17 protein-coding genes are annotated in these 17,520 nt (G+C 55.9%); 8 read left to right on the top strand and 9 right to left on the bottom strand.

The window, feature by feature from the left end; all coding sequences use genetic code 11:
- Nucleotides 1–287: 287 nt before the first annotated feature.
- Nucleotides 288–1,676, bottom strand: coding sequence for a NarK family nitrate/nitrite MFS transporter (locus PYR66_09545; protein WEF29913.1), 1,389 nt, complete (start codon nucleotides 1,674–1,676; stop codon nucleotides 288–290).
- 310 nt (nucleotides 1,677–1,986) lie between these two features.
- Here PYR66_09545 and narX point away from each other — a divergent pair, with 310 nt between their 5' ends.
- Complete coding sequence (gene narX / locus PYR66_09540) at nucleotides 1,987–3,765, top strand: nitrate/nitrite two-component system sensor histidine kinase NarX (protein ID WEF29912.1); 1,779 nt, start codon at nucleotides 1,987–1,989, stop codon at nucleotides 3,763–3,765.
- A 10-nt stretch (nucleotides 3,766–3,775) separates the two neighbouring features.
- The gene (narL, locus tag PYR66_09535; GenBank protein WEF29911.1) at nucleotides 3,776–4,426 is read left to right on the top strand and encodes a two-component system response regulator NarL; all 651 of its coding nucleotides are present in this window, start codon (nucleotides 3,776–3,778) and stop codon (nucleotides 4,424–4,426) included.
- On the opposite strand, the gene PYR66_09530 is transcribed toward narL, so the two are convergent.
- Entirely contained in the window at nucleotides 4,423–5,799 is a 1,377-nt protein-coding gene (locus PYR66_09530; GenBank protein WEF29910.1) for a YchO/YchP family invasin, read from the bottom strand. The genes narL and PYR66_09530 overlap by 4 nt on opposite strands.
- A gap of 341 nt (nucleotides 5,800–6,140) precedes the next feature.
- Here PYR66_09530 and PYR66_09525 point away from each other — a divergent pair, with 341 nt between their 5' ends.
- Entirely contained in the window at nucleotides 6,141–6,494 is a 354-nt protein-coding gene (locus PYR66_09525; protein WEF29909.1) for a DsrE/DsrF/TusD sulfur relay family protein, read from the top strand.
- 227 nt (nucleotides 6,495–6,721) lie between these two features.
- A complete protein-coding gene (locus PYR66_09520; GenBank protein ID WEF29908.1) occupies nucleotides 6,722–6,964 on the top strand; it encodes a DUF1883 domain-containing protein in 243 nt (80 codons plus the stop codon).
- Between the two features lie 28 nt (nucleotides 6,965–6,992).
- Here PYR66_09520 and PYR66_09515 read toward each other — a convergent pair whose 3' ends face one another.
- Nucleotides 6,993–7,673 carry a gamma-glutamylcyclotransferase gene (locus tag PYR66_09515; GenBank protein ID WEF29907.1) on the bottom strand — a complete coding sequence of 227 codons (681 nt, stop codon included), beginning with the start codon at nucleotides 7,671–7,673 and terminating at the stop codon, nucleotides 6,993–6,995.
- Between the two features lie 442 nt (nucleotides 7,674–8,115).
- Between PYR66_09515 and chaA the strand changes: the two genes are divergently transcribed.
- Complete coding sequence (chaA, locus tag PYR66_09510) at nucleotides 8,116–9,216, top strand: sodium-potassium/proton antiporter ChaA (GenBank protein ID WEF29906.1); 1,101 nt, start codon at nucleotides 8,116–8,118, stop codon at nucleotides 9,214–9,216.
- Nucleotides 9,217–9,313: 97 nt separating this feature from the next.
- Here the strand turns inward: chaA and kdsA are convergent, their stop codons facing one another.
- The 6 genes from kdsA to hemA are packed head-to-tail and all read right to left on the bottom strand — an operon-like array spanning nucleotide 9,314 to nucleotide 14,643.
- Entirely contained in the window at nucleotides 9,314–10,168 is an 855-nt protein-coding gene (kdsA, locus tag PYR66_09505) for a 3-deoxy-8-phosphooctulonate synthase (protein ID WEF29905.1), read from the bottom strand.
- Nucleotides 10,169–10,207: 39 nt separating this feature from the next.
- Nucleotides 10,208–11,020 (bottom strand): invasion regulator SirB1, encoded by an 813-nt coding sequence (gene sirB1, locus PYR66_09500; protein ID WEF29904.1) that lies wholly within the window; start codon nucleotides 11,018–11,020, stop codon nucleotides 10,208–10,210.
- A gap of 3 nt (nucleotides 11,021–11,023) precedes the next feature.
- Nucleotides 11,024–11,416, bottom strand: a complete 393-nt coding sequence (gene sirB2 / locus PYR66_09495; GenBank protein WEF29903.1) for an invasion regulator SirB2 — start codon at nucleotides 11,414–11,416, stop codon at nucleotides 11,024–11,026.
- A complete protein-coding gene (prmC, locus tag PYR66_09490; protein ID WEF30401.1) occupies nucleotides 11,413–12,264 on the bottom strand; it encodes a peptide chain release factor N(5)-glutamine methyltransferase in 852 nt (283 codons plus the stop codon). Before prmC ends, sirB2 begins: the two co-directional genes overlap by 4 nt.
- Nucleotides 12,264–13,346, bottom strand: a complete 1,083-nt coding sequence (gene prfA / locus PYR66_09485; GenBank protein WEF29902.1) for a peptide chain release factor 1 — start codon at nucleotides 13,344–13,346, stop codon at nucleotides 12,264–12,266. Before prfA ends, prmC begins: the two co-directional genes overlap by 1 nt.
- Before the next feature lie 40 nt (nucleotides 13,347–13,386).
- Nucleotides 13,387–14,643: a glutamyl-tRNA reductase gene (gene hemA / locus PYR66_09480; protein ID WEF29901.1), complete on the bottom strand. Its 1,257-nt coding sequence runs from the start codon at nucleotides 14,641–14,643 to the stop codon at nucleotides 13,387–13,389.
- A gap of 272 nt (nucleotides 14,644–14,915) precedes the next feature.
- Here hemA and lolB point away from each other — a divergent pair, with 272 nt between their 5' ends.
- The 3 genes from lolB (at nucleotide 14,916) to prs (ending at nucleotide 17,508) form a co-directional block, all read left to right on the top strand.
- The gene (gene lolB / locus PYR66_09475; protein WEF29900.1) at nucleotides 14,916–15,530 is read left to right on the top strand and encodes a lipoprotein insertase outer membrane protein LolB; all 615 of its coding nucleotides are present in this window, start codon (nucleotides 14,916–14,918) and stop codon (nucleotides 15,528–15,530) included.
- Complete coding sequence (gene ispE / locus PYR66_09470) at nucleotides 15,530–16,381, top strand: 4-(cytidine 5'-diphospho)-2-C-methyl-D-erythritol kinase (protein ID WEF30400.1); 852 nt, start codon at nucleotides 15,530–15,532, stop codon at nucleotides 16,379–16,381. The genes lolB and ispE overlap by 1 nt, the downstream gene beginning before the upstream one ends.
- 179 nt (nucleotides 16,382–16,560) lie before the next feature.
- Nucleotides 16,561–17,508, top strand: coding sequence for a ribose-phosphate diphosphokinase (gene prs / locus PYR66_09465; protein ID WEF29899.1), 948 nt, complete (start codon nucleotides 16,561–16,563; stop codon nucleotides 17,506–17,508).
- The last annotated feature ends 12 nt before the right edge of the window (nucleotides 17,509–17,520 follow it).

The raw sequence follows: 17,520 nt of genomic DNA, 5'->3' as shown, positions 1-17,520 counted from the left end.
TCAATCCGAAATACCTTATAAATCCGCACTTAACCCACCAATACCACCAAAGTAGTATCAATTCTTATTTTTCATCTATTTGTTTTATAAGGATTATTTAAAACAAATGTTAAAATAAACCGGGGATTACACCGCGCTTAGGTATTAAGTGGTAGATACCCTTGCCGACAGATATTTCCGTGAATTCAATTACATTGTTTACTTAAAAAGTATGTTGTAACTAATAAAAAGCCATAAAAAAGGGCGCAACATTGAGTGCGCCCTTCTGCTTACCATTAAGGATGAACTTATTTCTGTTTGCGGCCGTACACTGCCCAGGTGATCACCACACAGGCAATATAGAAGACGAGGAACACTTTCATCGCCCCGGCCGGAGAACCGGTCAGATCCAGCGAGATACCGAACGCTTTCGGGATAAAGAAGCCGCCGATCGCGCCAATCGCCGAAATAAAGCCCAGCGCCGCCGCCGTGTCCGTTGCCGCTTCGCGCATCGCCTGCGCTTCGCTACCGCCCTGTGCTTTTACGCGATCCATAGTCAGTTTACGGAAGATAACGGAAATCATCTGGAAGGTAGAGGCGCTACCCAACCCGGCCGTCAGGAACAGCACCATGAATACCGCGAAGAAGGCGATAAAGTTGCCGCCCTGGCCGTTCGTCGGCAAGGTCAGGAACAACAGCGCGCAGAAGATAGCCATCACCACGAAATTCACCAGCGTGACGCGGGTACCGCCCAAACGGTCGGAGATCGCGCCGCCCATCGAGCGCGCCAGTGCACCAATGAACGGGCCAAAGAAGGCGTAGTGCAGGATCTGTACGTCCGGGAACTGGGTTTTCGACAGCATCGCAAACCCGGCGGAGAAACCGATGAAGGAGCCGAAGGTCGCCAGATACAGCAGCGCCATAATCCACAGATGCAGACGTTTAAGAACCGGCAGTTGCTCGCTCAGCGACGCTTTAGAGGCCGACAGGTCGTTCATGAAGAACCATGCCGCCAGGGTGAAAATAATCAGGAACGGTACCCAGACCCACGCGGCGTTTTCCAGATACAGCATTGAGCCATCCGGCTGCTCGCTCCCCGTACCACCAAAGACGGCGAAGAGAGAGAGCGATACCACCAACGGAGCAACCAGCTGCATGACGCTGACGCCCATGTTGCCGAGGCCGCCGTTGATACCCAGCGCGCCACCCTGCTTTTCTTTCGGGAAGAAGAAGCTGATGTTGGCCATACTGGAGGCGAAGTTGGCGCCGGCGAAGCCGCACAGCAGAGAGATAATCACAAAGACGCTAAACGGTGTAGAGGTATCCTGTACAGCAAAACCCAGCCACACGCACGGAATAATCATGATACCGGTACTAAATGCCGTCCAGCGACGGCCGCCAAACAGCGGAACCATGAAAGCGTAAGGTACGCGCAGCAGCGCGCCAGACAGCGCCGGCAGCGCGGTCAACATAAACAGCTGATCGGTTGTAAACTGAAAACCCACTTTATTGAGGTTGACGGCAACGGCGCTGAACAACATCCAGACGCAGAAAGCCAGTAAAAGACAGGGAACGGAGATCCATAAATTGCGGCTTGCCACAGGGTGACCGCGCTGTTGCCAAAACTCAGGATCTTCAGGACGCCAGTCAGTGATGACTGAGCTGTTAGCCTTCTCCGGGATTGAAGAGTGACTCATAGATACCTCTGATTATTCATATTTCCTGTCGCTACCTTAGGGGTTGCTCAAGGTAGTAAGTTGATATAAATCAAAGGAAAAGCGCGGGCCAATTTGTTTAAAAAAAAAACATGCCCCAAAGTGAGTAGATAATTATGAGAAAAAAAGTGTGGTTTTTCACGTGACTGCCGGGTTTCATCCAACCCCCACCACCACACTACCTACCACCGACAATTAAGGGGTAATCCTTTAGGGGTATGGGTATACTCCAGGGGATGTCCGAGAATAAGCGCCACTCCCGGAGAGGTAACCGGTCAGGAGCCACGCATTCATGTTAAAACGTCTTTTTACCCCGCTAACGTTGGTCAATCAACTGGCGTTAATCGTGCTACTCGCCACCATTATCGGCGTGGCCGGCATGGCGATATCCGCACGTCTGGTACACGGCGTGCAAGGCAGCGCGCACGCCATCAACAAGGCCGGGTCGCTGCGCATGCAGAGCTACCGTCTGCTGGCGGCTATACCGCTGACTGAAAAAGATCAAAAGTTGATCCATCAGATGACCGCGACCGTCTTCAGTCCGGAACTGCAATCTTCCGCGCGCCGCGATGGCCAGGAAGTGCAGCTCAAAGCATTGCAGCAATACTGGCAGCTGGAGCTGGGGCCAGGCCTGAAACATGCGGTTAAGCAGGAAGACGTCGCGCAGGATGTGGCCGATTTTGTCGACCGTATCGACCAATTAGTCACCGCTTTCGACCATACCACCGAACAGCGTATCGAACGGGTAGTGTGGATCCATCGTATCCTCGCCATCGGTATGGCGTTACTGCTGATTTTTACCATTATCTGGCTGCGCGCTCGTCTGCTGCGGCCGTGGAAACAACTGCTGGACATGGCGCGGGCGGTGAGCCAGCGCGATTTTACCCAGCGCGCGCGCATTAGCGGACGCAACGAAATGGCGACCCTCGGCATGGCGCTGAACAATATGTCGGAAGAGCTGGCGGAAAGCTACTCGGTACTGGAGCGCCGGGTGCAGGAAAAAACCGCCGGTCTTGAACAGAAAAACGAAATTCTGGCTTTTTTATGGCAAGCTAACCGCCGCCTGCATTCCAGCGCCCCGCTCTGCGAACGCATTTCGCCAGTACTCAACGGCCTGCAGGGGCTAACGCTGCTACGCGACATTGAAGTGCGGGTCTATGATCTGGAAGATGAAGACAATCATCAGGAGTTTGCCTGCCACTCCAATATCGAGTGCGATGATAAAGGCTGCTATCTGTGTCCGCGCGACCTGCCGCCGCTGCCGGATGGCGGCACTACGCTGAAGTGGCGGCTGTCAGACGCGCATAATCAGTACGGCATTCTGCTGGCGACGCTGCCGGTTGGCTGCCACCTGAGCCACGATCAGCAGCAGTTGGTTGACACGCTGGTTGAACAGCTGACCAGCACTCTGGCGCTGGATCGCCATCAGGAAAAACAACAGCAGCTGATCGTGATGGAAGAGCGCGCCACCATTGCGCGCGAGCTGCACGATTCCATCGCCCAGTCGCTCTCCTGCATGAAGATGCAGGTGAGCTGCCTGCAGATGCAGGGCGACAGTCTGCCGGATGAAAGCCGCCAACTGCTGGGGCAAATCCGCAACGAGCTCAATACCTCATGGGCGCAGCTACGGGAGCTATTAACGACTTTCCGCCTGCAGCTAACCGAAGCGGGCCTGCGCCCGGCGCTGGAGGCGAGCTGTCAGGAGTACAGCGCCCACTTTGGCTTCACGGTGCAACTGGATTACCAGTTGCCGCCGCGTTTTGTCCCGTCGCATCAGGCCATTCACCTGCTGCAGATCGCCCGCGAGGCGTTAAGCAATGCGTTGAAGCACGCCAACGCGACGGAAGTAATCGTGACAGTGTCACAACGCGATAATCAGGTACGTTTAGTCGTCGCCGATAACGGCCGCGGCGTCCCGGACCACGCGGAACGTAGTAACCATTACGGTTTAATTATCATGCGGGATCGCGCGCAAAGTTTGCGCGGCGACTGCCAGGTGCGCCGCCGGGAAATCGGCGGTACCGAAGTCGTGGTGACTTTTATTCCGGAAAAATCGTTTTCAATCCAATAAGGAGACCCTTATGAGTCAACAGGAACGGGCAACCATCCTGCTCATTGATGATCATCCCATGCTACGCACTGGCGTAAAACAACTGATTAGCATGGCGCCGGACATTCAGGTTATCGGCGAAGCCAGCAACGGCGAACAAGGTATCGAACTGGCGGAAGCGCTGGATCCGGACCTGATTTTGCTGGATCTTAATATGCCGGGCATGAACGGTCTGGAAACGCTCGATAAGCTGCGCGAGAAATCGCTCTCCGGCCGTGTGGTCGTATTCAGCGTTTCCAATCATGAAGAGGACGTGGTCACCGCGCTGAAACGCGGCGCCGATGGTTATCTGTTGAAAGACATGGAGCCAGAAGATTTGCTGAAGGCGCTGCAACAGGCCGCTGCGGGCGAAATGGTATTAAGCGAAGCGTTAACGCCGGTACTGGCCGCCAGCCTGCGCGCCAACCGCGCGACGTCCGATCGCGACATCAGCCAGTTGACGCCGCGCGAGCGCGATATTCTGAAGCTGATTGCCCAGGGGCTGCCGAACAAAATGATCGCCCGCCGTCTGGATATCACCGAAAGCACCGTAAAAGTACACGTGAAACACATGCTGAAGAAAATGAAGCTGAAGTCACGCGTTGAAGCCGCCGTCTGGGTTCACCAGGAACGCATCTTCTAAGGCGACGCCGTCCAGGAGACGCCTGGAGCCGTAAACATGACCAGCGGCTCGGTCAGCGCCAGTGCGATCTCATTGGAAGAGACGCGCTGACCCGATTTATCCTCAACCACCACCGACAAATGCCAGCGATTCACCGCGCCTGGTTCGCTATTCCATACCGGCATAATCACGCTCCAGCCATCCGGGCTGTCAGCATTAACCGGCGGCGTCAGGCTTAGCACCTGAGTATCGCCCTGCCAGTGCAGCGATTTAATCCCGTTCAGGCTATTAATTTGCAGCTTCAGCTGTACCGTTTCCCCGGACTGCAGATCCCATGGCGGCGTTGCCAGATACGCGGTCAGATTCTTACGCTGGCGATACTCCACCACCGGCAAATTATCGCGTTCCGGGCTATCGTAGCGGCTGCCGCGCAGCGAATTGCTGATAGCCACCTCATCCGCCGCCAGTTGCTGTTTCAACGGTACCCCGAAACGATAGTTAAGTTTCAGGCCGACATTATTCTGACTGACGCCATTTTCACCCTGTTTATGTTTTGCGGTCACCGTGACCAGCGGCACTGGGGTGTAATTCAGCCCTACCGAGACCGCCACCGGGTTGTGGTAACCAGTACCAGAATGAAAAAGGTCGACGCTATCGCCGAAGTATTGCTCGACGCTGACGCTGGTGTTGATGTGCTGATAAAACGGCAACCGCGCCTGGGCGGTAACATCATAGCCCACCGCCATCCGTTGCTCCTGCGTCTGGTTTTCCCGCAGTTGCCAGTCGCCAAGCGGATGGTAGTAATTCGCCGACAGCCGCAGGTATTCGCCCCAGGCCTCCGCACCGACGCTGCCGCGCGCCAGGCTTTCGCTGAGCACTTTGTCGTAAAACGAGTTATAACCAAGCAGCCAACTGCCGACCCGCCAGCGCTGCCCCAGACCAATATTCCCCACCATATCGTTCTCACGCCGGGTGACCGAATACTGATTCCAGGTCAGGTAATGGTCATTGTCCTGCAACGGCACAAACCAACTGCCCTTGCTGCCGGTGAAGTTGCCTTCTTTATCCACCAGCAGGTCGATATTGGCATTGCCCCACGGCGACAACCAGCTTTCCAGCTGATGGCTGAACTCATTGCCAATTTTACCGATGGCGAACATTCGCGCCTGTTCGCCGGTGGTCAGCCCGTTATCGCTCATACTGGCTTCACCGAATGTCTTCGCTACCTCAGCGAAATGTTTCGCATCGTCGTCGACCTGCGGCGCGATCCCCAGATCGGGCAGCGCGGTTGGCGGCGAAGTTTGGCTATCGTTAGTGATTAGCGCATAAGCGGGAGCGCCTGTCAGCAGCAGGAGGAGCATTAATGATGGGGTCACGCGGGACAGCAAAGGCATCGAACGGATTAACGTAAACTCACGGGGAATAATAGCATCGCGTTAGTTTAACGTCTTTTGCCCTTCCCCGCAGCCCTCCGGATAATTCCAGGAATATACTGAAGCTGGTGGCATTTATTTCCCCATCACCTCAAACCTGCGTCCTGGAATTGCTCGCCACCAGCTCTGTACCATGCGCCCGGCGATGTGTGGTCATTCAACGGTGGTTTTTGCCATTGACGCGCATAATGAAATCAGCCGATTGCCTCAGGCGTCATGCCAGTCGTATTATTCATACCCCTTCCCGAATTCCGTCTTCAGGCAGAGTTAAGCAATAACCATGCCTTATAAAAGGAGTCTTTATGCAACGTATTGTGATTGTCGCCAACGGTGCTGCTTACGGCAGTGAATCCCTGTTTAATAGCCTGCGTCTGGCTATCGCCCTGCGCGAACAGGCGTCGGACCTCGACCTGAAGCTGTTTTTAATGTCCGATGCGGTGACCGCCGGCCTGCGCGGGCAAAAACCGGCGGAAGGCTACAATATTCAGCAGATGCTGGAAATCCTCACCGCGCAGAATGTGCCGGTGAAGCTGTGCAAGACCTGCACCGATGGCCGAGGGATCACCCATTTGCCGCTGGTGGATGGCGTAGAGGTAGGAACGCTGGTTGAGCTGGCGCAGTGGACGCTGGCGGCAGAGAAAGTGCTAACCTTCTGAGTTAGCTCCCGCGAGCGGGATTAAATGTCAGTCTGGCGGCCTTTACTAATGCAAAAGTACGCCAGCTAAATGCTTTCAGGACGATTGTCATTTTTGTTTAATCGTTATCCATTTTGTTGATCGAAATCATCATCCGCAGGCTCCCCCTTTGGTGTTATGCAACGAGCAAAGTGTGAACAATATCACGCGCAGGATGATGTATTCAGAGACAGAAACGGGGTATGAAAATGGCAATGGTAAAAGCAAGTTTGACGTTATTCGGCGGTGATACGCTGGTGGTGCGCTGTTCCGAGCGCTGTCATATTCACTTAATGAGCGCCAAGGCCGCTGGCGACAGCCACGCGGATATTTTGAGCGTGCAGGACAGGGACAACGCTTATCTGACCGTGCCCTACAGCGGCACCTGGAACGTGCTCATCGACAGCCACAGCCAGTCGCTGGAACACTCCATTAGCTACGTCCCTGCCTGATTTGCCACGCCCGGTAGCCCGGGCGTTTTTATGCCAGCCCGGGTTGGCTGGATTCCCCTACCAGATGCCGCACCTGAGTAATCAGATCGTCAAGACCGGCGTCGCGCATGCCAAGCTTACGCAGCTCCTGATCCAGCGAAAAAAGATATTGCGCATTGGTGCCAAGCGGCCCACTGGCGCTGGCGATCAGCGGCGCGATAGTCTGCGCGCTGGTATCGGATTCATACAATGGATGACGGGGATCCATAATAAACACCAGCGCGTTGACCGTGCGCCCATCGTCGAGTTCGAGGCAGCACCAGGTCGGCAAATAGCAACCGGTGATCATTTCCCGCTTCCACAGCAGGGTCAGTTCCTGTTCCAGCGTCTCGTCCGGCAGCCGGTAGGCTACGCCGGTGGTACGCCCGCCCTCTTTCAGCGCCAGCATCCTGCCCGGTTGGCAAGCACTGCCGCGACCGGCAGTCAGGCGCAGACAAAAAGCGCGATGCCAGCCCGGCAAGGTGCCGGTACAGGATTCGCGGTACTCCAGCGCCGGGTTCCACATCAGCGAACCATAGCCGAAGATCCACACCGAGCCGCTATCCGGACGGCAGGCCAGGGTTGCCGCCAGCGAGGCGGCCCGTTGCTCTGCGGACCAGAGCAGCGATTCCTCAATCGCGCCAAACGCCGTCTTACAATCCGCATTCATTAAGAAATCACGAGTTAACACGTTCTACTACCTCCGCCACTGCCTGCTTCCCGGCGATAATCTGTGCCATCCGTGAAATATTGCTGAATTATTATCCAGCTTTATAGCTCAATAAGCAATGAATGGCGCGTTAGCAAGGCGGATAGCGTTCAATTTCGCGGCGACGATGAACGAGGTCTCATTTTCTCCATCTGGGGCGGATGGCATTCTGAAGCAAAAGAAAATGCGTTCAGGAACCTATTTACAGGCGGTGAAAACAGCAAGAAGAGTGATAAACATTATTTAGTAATCACATGAATCATAACAATAAAACAGTAATAAAAATTATTTATAGCTAACTTGACAAATTATCTCTTCATAGCCGTAAATTTAAGTAAAAAATCATCTTGAATTAATCAATATCTGTTATTTTATCAACTTACGTTATCTATAATTATAACACCTGCACAAATGGAGATGGTTCATGACCCAAGCACATGAGGCGGTAAAGACCCGCCACAAGGAGACCTCCCTCGTTTTTCCGGTTTTAGCACTGGTAGTGCTGTTTCTCTGGGGAAGCAGTCAGTCACTACCAGTGGTCGTTGCGATTAATATTCTGGCGCTGGTCGGAATTCTGAGCAGCGCATTCAGCGTGGTCCGCCACGCCGACGTCCTTGCCCACCGCCTCGGCGAGCCCTATGGTTCGTTAATTTTGAGCCTGTCGGTGGTGATTCTTGAAGTTAGCCTGATTTCCGCGTTAATGGCCACCGGCGATGCCGCGCCAACGCTGATGCGCGATACACTGTATTCGATCATTATGATCGTCACCGGCGGCCTGGTCGGCTTCTCTCTGCTGCTGGGCGGGCGTAAATTCGCCACCCAATATATGAATTTGTTTGGTATCAAGCAGTACTTGATTGCCCTCTTCCCGCTGGCGATTATTGTGCTGGTGTTCCCCATGGCGCTGCCGGGCGCAAACTTTACCACCAGCCAGGCGTTACTGGTGGCGCTGATTTCCGCGGCAATGTACGGCGTATTCCTACTGATTCAGACCAAAACCCACCAGAATCTGTTTGTCTACGAGCATGAAGATGACAGTGACGATGACGACCCGCACCACGGTAAGCCGTCGGCGCACAGCAGCGGTTGGCACACCGCCTGGTTGCTGGTGCATTTGGTCGCGGTTATTGCCGTCACCAAAATGAACGCGCACCCGCTGGAGACGTTACTGACCAGCCTGAACGCGCCGGTGGCCTTTACCGGTTTCCTGGTGGCATTACTGATCCTCTCGCCAGAAGGGCTCGGCGCATTGAAAGCGGTGCTGAACAATCAGGTACAGCGCGCCATGAACCTGTTCTTCGGCTCGGTGCTGGCAACGATTTCACTGACCGTGCCGGTCGTCACCCTTATCGCCTGGTTGACCGGTAACGAGCTGCGCTTCGGTCTTGGCGCGCCGGAAATGGTGGTCATGGTGGCGTCGCTGGTGCTGTGCCATATCTCGTTCTCCACCGGGCGCACTAATGTGCTCAACGGCGCGGCGCACCTGGCGCTGTTTGCCGCCTATCTGATGACGATTTTCGCCTGATAACCCTCTTCGGCAGGCCGTAAACCTGCCGAATAACGGGTAATAAAAAAGCCTGGCGGTTGCGAAACCGGCAGGCTTTTTTCGCTCTCAACGAGGCTTAGTTGCTGGTATCCAGCTCGTCGAAGCTCTTCACCAGATCGTCGATCGCTTTCATTTGCTTCAGGAACGGCTCCAGTTTAGCCAGCGGCAGCGCGGACGGGCCGTCGCATTTCGCGTGTTCCGGATCCGGGTGCGCTTCGATGAACAGACCCGCGATACCGACCGCCATCCCGGCGCGAGCCAGTTCGGTCACCTGCGCGCGGCGGCCGCCGGATGCGGCGCCGAACGGGTCGCGGCACTGCAGCGCGTGGGTCACGTCAAAGATAACCGGCGAGTTGTTGGAGGCTTTCTTCATCACGCCGAAGCCCAGCATATCCACAACCAGGTTGTCGTAGCCGAAATTCGCGCCGCGATCGCAAAGGATAACTTTGTCGTTACCGCCTTCGATGAATTTATCGACGATATTGCCCATCTGACCCGGGCTCACGAACTGCGGTTTTTTCACGTTGATAACCGCGCCGGTTTTGGCCATCGCTTCCACCAGATCGGTCTGGCGCGCGAGGAACGCAGGCAGCTGGATCACGTCAACCACATCGGCCACCGGCTGCGCCTGGCTGGCTTCGTGAACGTCGGTGATGATTTTCACGCCGAAAGTCTGCTTCAGCTCCTGGAAAATCTTCATCCCTTCTTCCAGACCCGGGCCGCGATAGGAGTGAATGGAAGAACGGTTGGCTTTATCAAAAGAGGCTTTGAACACATACGGAATGCCCAGCTTTTGCGTGACGGTCACATAATGTTCGCAGATACGCATCGCAAGATCGCGGGACTCCAGCACGTTCATTCCGCCAAACAGCACGAACGGCAGGTCGTTTGCTACGTTGATATCACCAATGCTAACCACTTTTTGTTTCATAAGATCGCCTTATCAGGGTGTAACCGGAATGGTTCCAGACTAATGCAATGTAATTTGTTTGTGCGAAATCGTGTTGATCTGCGCGCGGATCATCTCGCTAATCGGATCCTCCGGGCACTGCTCAACAAAATAATTGAGATCCAGCAGCGCCACGTGTTCGCACTCCAACTGGGCGTAAATCAGCCCACGGTCGCGAATTTCATACGGATCTTCCGGATTAAACTGCAGCAGCGCTTCACTGGCGCGCAGGGCCAGTTCCATCTGCCGCTCTTCCATCAGCGCCGATTTCAAGGTGTCGAGCAGCTTGCGAATCACTTCGGCGTTATCCGCCTCGTCGAGATCCTCGTTGAATAGCTCGGCCACCGGGCTGATGTTGCCCTTCAGCCACACCTCAAGCGTGTGTTCATCGAGCGTCTCGCCGTTGAACGGGTTGATCAGCCACATCTCTTCGCTGGTGTCCGGGTCCGCGCGCAGCAGCATCTGCGTCGGGAAAATCACCGGCACCACCGGCAGCGCTAAACGCTGGGCGATCCATAACAGAATCGCCCCCAGCGAGACCGCGCTGCCCTGGCGATTAACCAGTACTTTATCCAGCCATAACGCATCAGACAGGCGGTAGATACCCTGCGACGCGCCGAAGCCCCACTCGTGGTAGAACAACTCCAGCAGCCGGTCGAGCTGACGCTCCTGGTCCCAGGAAGCGGCAATCTCTTCCTGCGCCAGTTTTAACAACCGCTCCAGCTCATCCTGCACGAAGTGCGTCGGAAAATCGTCGCGGATCAATTCAGAAATGAGGACTATGCCTTCGCACAATGGCGCTTTGTTAAATTCGAAATCAGCTAATGACCTCATGCCTTACCCCAGTAACGGTATTCTTGTGATGGCGAGTTGGACAATAACGAACAACACCACCAGCGCCAGCAGAAAGGCGATAAACCGGGTCTGCTGACGGCGCGGGCGACGTCGGCCCAGCGCAATAAATCCTAACGCGATGTAAATGATAACGCCAAACAGCTTTTCAGTCAGCCATGCGCCGTCTTCGGTAAACGGCAGATAGTGTGTTATCGCCATTAATCCGGCGCCGCTGAGGAACAGCAGCGTATCGCTACAGTGCGGCGCAATGCGCACCCAGCGCTGATTCAGCAACGCGTTGCCGCTGTAGGTCCACCAGTAGCGCAACACAAAAAGCCCGACGGACACCACCACGCAGGTAATATGTAAATAGAGTACGGTCGTTAATACATTCATTCGCCAGCTTGCTCCTTGTGCGGCCAACGCCCGAGAGTCAGACGTTCGTTATCACCGTAATCGCGGCAGGTCGCGACATCGCGGTAGCCCGCGTCGTTAAACAGCCCGCGTACCGCCTCGCCCTGCTTCCAGCCGTGTTCAAGTAGCATATAACCGCCGGGCAGCAGAAACTGCCGCCCCTCGCGGATGATATGCGCCAGATCGGCCAGCCCCTGATCGGCGGCAACCAACGCCGTTTTCGGCTCAAAGCGGACATCACCCTCGGCAAGATGCGGATCGGCTTCGTCGATGTAGGGAGGATTGCTGACGATCATCGCGAACGACTGCCCGCTGAGCGCGCTAAACCAGTCACTCTGCAGGACAGTCACGTTGTCGATAGCGAGATGGGCGGCGTTGCGCGCGGCAAGCGCGGCGGCGTCAGGCATAAAATCAACGGCGGTCACCAGACAATCCGGGCGCTCGCTGGCCAGCGCCAGCGCGATAGCGCCAGTACCGGTACCAAGGTCGAGGATCCGGCATGCCGTCTGCGGTAGACGGGCCAACGCCTGCTCAACCAGACATTCGGTATCCGGACGCGGGATCAGCGTCGCCGGTGAGACAAACAGCGGCAGCGACCAGAATTCGCGTTGGCCGACCAGATGGGCCACCGGCTCGCCGTTGACACGGCGGCTCAGCAACGCTTCCAGCTCGGCTAATTGCCCGCTCGTCAGTACGGTTTCGTCGAAAGCGAGGATCCAGGTTCGCGCTTTACCGCTGACGTGACCCAGCAGGATCTCGGCATCACGACGCGGGCTATCGCTCGCGCCGAGCCGGGCTATCGCCTGAGTTAGCCACTGTCGGAAGGTCATCATTCCTGCTCGGAAAGGGCTGCCAGCTGGTCAGCCTGGAATTCCTGCACGATCGGCTCGATCAGCATATCCAGTTTGCCTTCCATGGTTTCATCCAGACGGTACAGCGTCAGGTTGATGCGGTGGTCGGTCACGCGGCCCTGCGGGAAGTTGTAAGTACGGTTGCGATCGCTACGGTCGCCGCTGCCCAGCAGGTTGCGGCGGGTAGACGCTTCCGCCTGCTGACGTTTGGCTACTTCAGCGGCGCGAATACGCGCGCCCAGTACTGATAACGCTTTGGCTTTGTTTTTATGCTGCGAACGCTCGTCCTGACACTCGACAACAATACCGGTCGGCAAGTGGGTAATACGGATCGCAGAGTCGGTGGTGTTGACGTGCTGGCCGCCCGCGCCAGAAGAACGGAAGGTATCGATGCGCAGATCCGCCGGGTTAATATCCGGCATTTCGGCTTCCGGCAACTCCGGCATCACCGCCACGGTACAAGCGGAGGTGTGGATACGCCCCTGAGATTCGGTCGCCGGCACGCGCTGTACGCGATGCCCGCCGGATTCAAATTTCAGACGGCCATACACGCCGTCGCCGCTGATCTTGGCAATCACTTCTTTAAATCCGCCATGTTCGCCTTCGTTGGCGCTCATGATTTCCACGCGCCAACGACGGGCTTCGGCATAACGGCTATACATACGGAAGAGATCGCCGGCGAACAACGCAGCTTCGTCACCGCCGGTTCCGGCGCGGACTTCCACAAAAGCGTTACGTTCATCGTCCGGATCTTTCGGCAGCAACAGGACCTGCAATTGCTGTTCCAGCGCTTCGCTTTTTTCTTTGGCATCGCGCAGTTCTTCCTGCGCCATTTCGCGCATTTCCGGATCGTCGAGCATCATCTGCGCGGTGTCGATGTCGTCCTGCACCTGACGCCAGTCGGTATAACAGCGGGCGACATCACCCAGCTGGGCATATTCACGCGACAGCGCGCGGAAACGGTCCTGGTCGGCAATAGTGGCGGCATCGCCAAGTAGCGCCTGAACTTCTTCATGGCGTTCGTACAGAGCTTCCAGTTTAGCAACAATAGAAGGCTTCATAGGCGTGAATTCACCCTGTCTTTAAAAAGAGAAATGTGCGCTATTCCAGCCCGAGGCTGTTGCGCAGAATATGCAGGCGTTCATCATCCCCGTCACGGGCAGCCTGCTGAAGAGATTTGGTTGGAGCGTGGATCAGGCGGTTGGTTAGCTTACGGGCCAGATCCTGCATGATGTCCTGCGCATCGCCGCCCTGCGCCAGCGCAGCAAGCGCTTTCGCCGTCAGTTCTTCACGAACCTGCTCGGATTGGGAACGATATTCGCGGATAGTCTCGCTGGCGCTTTGGGCGCGCAGCCAGGCCATAAATTCGCTGGTCTCCTGCTCGACAATCGATTCCGCCTGCACCGCCGCGGCCTTACGCTGCGCCAGATTGTGCTGAATGATATTTTGCAGGTCATCGACGCTGTATAGATAGGCGTTGGCCAGCTTGCCGACTTCCGGCTCGACATCGCGAGGCACCGCGATGTCCACCAGCAGCATCGGCTGATTGCGACGCGCCTTCAGCGCGCGCTCGACCATACCTTTGCCGATAATCGGCAGCGGGCTGGCGGTAGAACTGATAATGATATCGGCTTCTTTCAGCCGCTCGTCGATATCGCTAAGGGCGATAACGTCCGCCCCGACTTCATTCGCCAGCGCCTGCGCGCGTTCGCGGGTACGGTTGGCAATCACCATCTTACGTACGTTGTGTTCACGCAGATGACGGGCGACCAGTTCGATGGTTTCGCCCGCGCCGACTAACAACACCGTCACGCTGGAGAGTGATTCAAAGATTTGCCGCGCCAGCGTACAGGCGGCGAATGCGACAGAGACCGCGCTGGCGCCGATGTCGGTTTCAGTACGCACGCGCTTGGCCACCGAGAACGACTTCTGGAACATGCGTTCCAGTTCGCTCACATTGAGATGGCCGCGGCTGGAGTCGGCGAAGGCTTTCTTCACCTGGCCGAGAATTTGCGGTTCGCCGAGAACCAGCGAATCAAGACCGCTGGCGACGCGCATCAGGTGACTGACGGCATCATTATCCTGATGCCAGTAGAGGCTTTTACGCAGATCTTCTTCGTTGAGGCCGTGGTAATCGCACAGCCAGCGAATCAACACTTCCTGCAGGTTGTCCTGCTCTTCAACGCTGAGATACAACTCGGTACGGTTACAGGTCGATAGCACGACCCCGCCCTGCACCATTGGCTGAGCCAGTAAGCTCTCCAGCGCCTTATCGAGCGTATCCGGCGAAAACGTTACGCGTTCTCGCAGCGCTACCGGAGCTGTTTTATGATTGATGCCAAGAGCTAAAAGGGTCATGGTGAGGGAATAGTACCAGCGTTGCTAAGGTTAGTCTGAGGGCATCATACAGGATGCGCGTAATCAATAAAAGAGACGCTCCCCTTTTGGAGTAATAGACAGGGTTTAACAGCCAGTAACGGTAATTTTTTGATTTCAGACAACTTGAACGTAGACGCTATCGGCCAGCGACGCTAGCATTAAGGGTTATTATTGCAACCCGCTACACAAATCGGTGTGCGAACCATCCAGTCGCCGCATTTCACTGTAGACATCAAGGATTTGTCATCATTATGAATCGACTGTTCCGCCTGCTGCCGTTGGCAAGCCTCGTTCTGACCGCCTGTGCAATCAACAACCCGCCGCAAGGCCCCGGCAAAAGCCCGGATTCGCCGCAGTGGCGCCAGCACCAGCAAGATGTCCGCAATCTGCATCAGTTCCAGACTCGCGGGGCGTTTGCGTATCTTTCCGATGAGCAGAAAGTGTATGCCCGCTTCTTCTGGCAGCAAACCGGTCAGGATCGCTATCGCCTGCTGCTGACCAACCCGCTTGGCAGCACCGAGCTGTCATTGACCGCGCAGCCGGGCAGCGTGCAGCTGATCGATAACAAGGGCCAGACCTATAACGCCACCGATGCCGAAGAGATGATTGGCCGCCTGACCGGTATGCCAATCCCGCTAAACAGACTGCGTCAGTGGATTATCGGTCTGCCGGGCGACGCCACCGACTATTCGTTGGATGATCAGTACCGCCTGCGCGAGCTGAACTACACGCAGAATGGTAAAACCTGGCACGTCACCTATAGCGGCTATACCAACGACACCACACCGACCCTGCCGTCGAATATGGAGTTGAACAACGGCAGCCAGCGCATCAAGCTGAAAATGGATAACTGGATTGTGAAATGATGAGTCGCTGGCCCGCTCCTGCAAAACTGAACCTGTTTTTGTATATCACCGGCCAGCGCGCCGATGGTTATCACACCCTGCAAACGCTGTTCCAGTTTCTCGACTATGGCGATACGCTGACCATTGAACCCCGTCGCGACGGGAAGTTACGGCTGTTAACGCCCGTCGACGGCGTGCCGGACGAAGAAAACCTGATTATTCGCGCCGCCAGGTTGTTGATGACCGCGGCTGAATCTCACGGCCAACTGCCGGCGGGCAGCGGCGCCGATATCCGTATCGATAAACGCCTGCCGATGGGCGGCGGTTTAGGCGGTGGTTCCTCTAACGCCGCCACGGTGCTGGTGGCGTTGAACCACCTGTGGGGCTGCGGGCTTAGCGAAGACGAGCTGGCGACCCTCGGGCTTCAGCTCGGCGCCGATGTCCCGGTATTCGTGCGCGGTCACGCGGCATTTGCCGAAGGCGTCGGCGAAATTCTGACCCCGGTCGACCCACCGGAAAAATGGTATCTGGTGGCCCATCCGGGGGTAAGCATCCCAACACCGATCATTTTTCGCGATCCGGACTTACCACGGAATACCCCAAGCAGGTCAATTAATACCTTACTAAACTGTGAATTCGGCAACGATTGCGAGGTTATCGCAAGAAAACGTTTTCGTGAGGTTGATGCAACGCTTTCCTGGCTGTTAGAATACGCGCCGTCGCGCCTGACTGGCACAGGGGCCTGTGTCTTTGCTGAATTTGACACTGAATCCGCTGCTCGTCAGGTGCTGGAAAAAGCCCCGGAATGGCTGCAAGGCTTTGTTGCGCGAGGAATTAATGTCTCGCCGCTGAAGCAAGCCCTACTGAAGTAATTCTGCTTTTGCATGAATAACGGCAAGTTTGCCGGGCAAACAGAGTATCGGTGACAACGTCACCCTGTTCCAGACGTTGCATCGTGCTCTTTAATACACCGCCTGGATGAGATGGCGCCGGCCCGCACAGTTAATGGCCCGTTTCATCCACCACTGGACGCATGCCTGAGGTTCTTCTCGTGCCTGATATGAAGCTTTTTGCTGGTAACGCCACCCCGGAACTAGCACAACGTATTGCCAACCGCCTGTACACTTCTCTTGGCGACGCCGCTGTAGGTCGTTTTAGCGACGGCGAAGTCAGCGTACAAATCAACGAAAACGTACGCGGTGGTGATATTTTCATCATCCAGTCCACTTGTGCTCCCACCAACGACAACCTGATGGAGTTGGTTGTTATGGTTGATGCCCTGCGTCGCGCTTCTGCAGGCCGTATCACCGCGGTAATCCCTTACTTCGGCTATGCCCGTCAGGACCGTCGCGTACGTTCTGCGCGTGTGCCTATCACCGCGAAAGTCGTCGCTGACTTCCTGTCCAGTGTCGGCGTTGACCGCGTGCTGACCGTTGACCTGCACGCCGAACAGATTCAGGGCTTCTTCGATGTTCCTGTTGATAACGTCTTCGGTAGCCCAATCCTGCTGGAAGACATGCTGCAACTGAATCTGGACAACCCGATCGTGGTTTCTCCGGACATCGGCGGCGTCGTCCGCGCCCGCGCTATCGCCAAACTGCTGAACGATACCGACATGGCTATCATCGACAAACGCCGTCCGCGCGCTAACGTTTCCCAGGTGATGCACATCATCGGCGACGTTGCTGGCCGTGACTGCGTGATGGTTGATGACATGATCGATACCGGCGGCACCCTGTGTAAAGCCGCGGAAGCGCTGAAAGAGCGCGGCGCGAAACGCGTATTCGCCTACGCAACGCACCCGATCTTCTCCGGCAATGCTATCCAGAACATTAAAAACTCTGTGATTGATGAATTCGTCGTCTGCGATACCATTCCGCTGACGCCGGAAATCAAAGCGCTGGATAAAGTCCGTACCCTGACGCTGTCTGGTATGCTGGCCGAAGCGATTCGTCGTATCAGCAACGAAGAATCAATTTCTGCTATGTTCGAGCACTAATCGAGCCCGGCC

Origin of the sequence: Klebsiella aerogenes (assembly GCA_029027985.1) — a bacterium.
GTDB lineage: Bacteria > Pseudomonadota > Gammaproteobacteria > Enterobacterales > Enterobacteriaceae > Klebsiella > Klebsiella aerogenes_A.
The sequence above is the reverse complement of the archived record's forward strand: the minus strand, read 5'-3'. Positions and strand labels throughout refer to the sequence as shown.

Bases quoted from the DNA above. Each gene is read 5' to 3' on its own strand.
- PYR66_09545 (WEF29913.1), bottom strand. From the start codon at position 1,676: ATGAGTCACTCTTCAATCCCGGAGAAGGCTAACAGCTCAGTCATCACT.
- narX (WEF29912.1), top strand. From the start codon at position 1,987: ATGTTAAAACGTCTTTTTACCCCGCTAACGTTGGTCAATCAACTGGCG.
- narL (WEF29911.1), top strand. From the start codon at position 3,776: ATGAGTCAACAGGAACGGGCAACCATCCTGCTCATTGATGATCATCCC.
- PYR66_09530 (WEF29910.1), bottom strand. From the start codon at position 5,799: ATGCCTTTGCTGTCCCGCGTGACCCCATCATTAATGCTCCTCCTGCTG.
- PYR66_09525 (WEF29909.1), top strand. From the start codon at position 6,141: ATGCAACGTATTGTGATTGTCGCCAACGGTGCTGCTTACGGCAGTGAA.
- PYR66_09520 (WEF29908.1), top strand. From the start codon at position 6,722: ATGGCAATGGTAAAAGCAAGTTTGACGTTATTCGGCGGTGATACGCTG.
- chaA (WEF29906.1), top strand. From the start codon at position 8,116: ATGACCCAAGCACATGAGGCGGTAAAGACCCGCCACAAGGAGACCTCC.
- kdsA (WEF29905.1), bottom strand. From the start codon at position 10,168: ATGAAACAAAAAGTGGTTAGCATTGGTGATATCAACGTAGCAAACGAC.
- sirB1 (WEF29904.1), bottom strand. From the start codon at position 11,020: ATGAGGTCATTAGCTGATTTCGAATTTAACAAAGCGCCATTGTGCGAA.
- sirB2 (WEF29903.1), bottom strand. From the start codon at position 11,416: ATGAATGTATTAACGACCGTACTCTATTTACATATTACCTGCGTGGTG.
- prmC (WEF30401.1), bottom strand. From the start codon at position 12,264: ATGACCTTCCGACAGTGGCTAACTCAGGCGATAGCCCGGCTCGGCGCG.
- prfA (WEF29902.1), bottom strand. From the start codon at position 13,346: ATGAAGCCTTCTATTGTTGCTAAACTGGAAGCTCTGTACGAACGCCAT.
- hemA (WEF29901.1), bottom strand. From the start codon at position 14,643: ATGACCCTTTTAGCTCTTGGCATCAATCATAAAACAGCTCCGGTAGCG.
- lolB (WEF29900.1), top strand. From the start codon at position 14,916: ATGAATCGACTGTTCCGCCTGCTGCCGTTGGCAAGCCTCGTTCTGACC.
- ispE (WEF30400.1), top strand. From the start codon at position 15,530: ATGAGTCGCTGGCCCGCTCCTGCAAAACTGAACCTGTTTTTGTATATC.